Here is a 2,021-nt window from a genome sequence, read left to right on the forward strand (position 1 = left end):
GCCCCCGGCCGGAAGGCCGGGGGCAGAGCGCTGTCGCTGTAGTCGGCGCTGTCGCCGGCGCTGTCCTAGCGCTGGGCGTGCCGGTCGTCCCCGTCGTGCGGGGGCGGGTTCTGGCCGCCGTAGCCGCCCTGCTCGCCGTAGCCGCCCTGGACCGGGTGCGCGCCGTAGCCGCCCTGGCCGCCCTGCTCGCCGTAGCCGGGCTGCTCACCGTAGGCGGGCTGGTTGCCGTAGCCGTAGCCGGCCTGACCGTCGTAGCCGCCCTGACCGGCGTACCCGCCCTGGTTGCCGTAGCCAGCCTGACCGGCGTACCCGGCCTGATCGCCGTAGCCGCCCTGAGCGGCGTAGCCACCCTGGTTGCCGTAGCCACCCTGACCGGCGTACCCGGCCTGGCCGTCGTAGCCGCCCTGGCCGTCGTACCCGGCCTGACCGGCGTAGCCGCCCTGGTTGCCGTACCCGGCCTGACCGTCGTACCCGGCCTGACCTGCATAGCCGCCCTGGTTGCCGTAGCCGCCCTGACCGGCGTACCCGCCCTGGTTGCCGTAGCCGCCCTGGTCCTGCTGATCGCCGTAACCGCCCTGGCCGCCCTGGTCTCCGTAGCCGCTCTGGTCGGACCGCTCGCCGTAGCCGGGACGGCCGTGACCGGGCTGCTCGTCGGGGGCCGCCGGGGCGGCGGGGGCCGTGCCCTGGGCGGCGGCCTTCTTCGACTGGGAGCGGGCCCGGAGGTACTCGATCACGATCGGGACGACCGAGACGAGGACGATGCCGATGAGGATCGCCTCGATGTGCCGGTGGACGAAGTCGATCTTGCCGAGGGAGGCGCCGAGCAGCGTCACGCCGGCGCCCCAGAGGACGCCGCCGATGACGTTGAAGGTGATGAAGGAGCGGTAGTTCATCCGGCTGACGCCGGCGATGATCGGCGTGAAGGTGCGGATGATCGGCACGAAGCGGGCCAGGATGAGGGACTTCGGGCCGTGCTTCTCGAAGAACTCGTGGGCCTTCTCGACGTTCTCCTGCTTGAAGAGCTTGGAGTCGGGACGCCGGAAGAGCGAGGGGCCGACCTTCCGGCCGAAGAGGTAGCCCACCTGGTCGCCGATGATCGCCGCGGCGACGACCAGCGTGCAGACCAGCCACAGCGGGCTGTCGAGCTTGCCCGTGGTGACGAGGAGGCCGGTCGTGAAGAGCAGCGAGTCGCCGGGGAGGAAGAACCCGATGAGGAGTCCGGACTCGGCGAAGACGATGGCGAGGACGCCGATCAGACCGAAGGTCTGGATCAGGTAGTCCGGATCCAGCCAGCTCGGTCCGAGGGCAAGCGTGTTCACGGTTCCGGGCTCCTGCCGGTCGGGGTGGGGCATGTCGGGACGGGGACGTACCGACGGCGCGCCCCAAGCTATCAACGCGGAGGGACTGGTCCCGGTTCCACCCGGGTGGCACGGGATGCGGAGCGGCTTCCTTGCGGCGACCCTGGGTGACCAGGAGGTGAGTGCCGATGGGCATCGAGGAGTACGGAGGCGGTCAGGGACCGCACCCCGACGTGCTGGTGGTGACGACGAACGACATCCCCGGCTACGAGGTACGACAGGTGATCGGCGAGGTCTTCGGACTGACGGTACGGTCCCGGCACCTGGGCAGCCAGATCGGCGCCGGTCTGAAGTCGATGATCGGCGGCGAGCTGAAGGGCCTGACGAAGACCCTGGTGGAGACCCGCAACCAGGCGATGGACCGCCTGGTGGAGCAGGCCAGGGCGCGCGGAGCGAACGCCGTGCTGATGTTCCGCTTCGACGTCACGGAGGCGGCCGACGTGGGGACCGAGGTCTGCGCCTACGGCACGGCCGTGGTCATCGCGCAGCGCACCTGACCCCCGGCAATACGCGCCCGGGCACCGGCCCGGGGCGTACGCGGCCCGGGACATACCCGGGCGGGCGCGGACCCGGGCGGGCGCGGACCCGGTCGCGTACGCGGGCGGGTGCGGCCGGGCGGGCGGGCGGGGGCGGGACCGGACGGCAGGTGGTCCGGTCCCGCCC

The 2,021-nt window shown here is 72.1% G+C and carries 2 protein-coding genes; one reads left to right on the plus strand and one right to left on the minus strand.

Annotated features, from left to right (window positions below; translation table 11 throughout):
* Positions 1 to 65: 65 nt before the first annotated feature.
* Positions 66 to 1,319 carry a DedA family protein gene (locus tag ACFQ8C_RS36930; protein ID WP_383466328.1) on the minus strand — a complete coding sequence of 418 codons (1,254 nt, stop codon included), beginning with the start codon at positions 1,317 to 1,319 and terminating at the stop codon, positions 66 to 68.
* 167 nt (positions 1,320 to 1,486) lie between these two features.
* Here ACFQ8C_RS36930 and ACFQ8C_RS36935 point away from each other — a divergent pair, with 167 nt between their 5' ends.
* Positions 1,487 to 1,855: a YbjQ family protein gene (locus ACFQ8C_RS36935; RefSeq protein ID WP_383466330.1), complete on the plus strand. Its 369-nt coding sequence runs from the start codon at positions 1,487 to 1,489 to the stop codon at positions 1,853 to 1,855.
* Positions 1,856 to 2,021 lie beyond the last annotated feature (166 nt).

This window comes from Streptomyces sp. NPDC056503 (assembly GCF_042794995.1).
In the GTDB taxonomy this organism is placed as follows: domain Bacteria; phylum Actinomycetota; class Actinomycetes; order Streptomycetales; family Streptomycetaceae; genus Streptomyces.

Excerpts from the sequence above, each read along its gene's own strand:
- ACFQ8C_RS36935 (WP_383466330.1), top strand. The coding sequence starts at position 1,487 with ATGGGCATCGAGGAGTACGGAGGCGGTCAGGGACCGCACCCCGACGTG.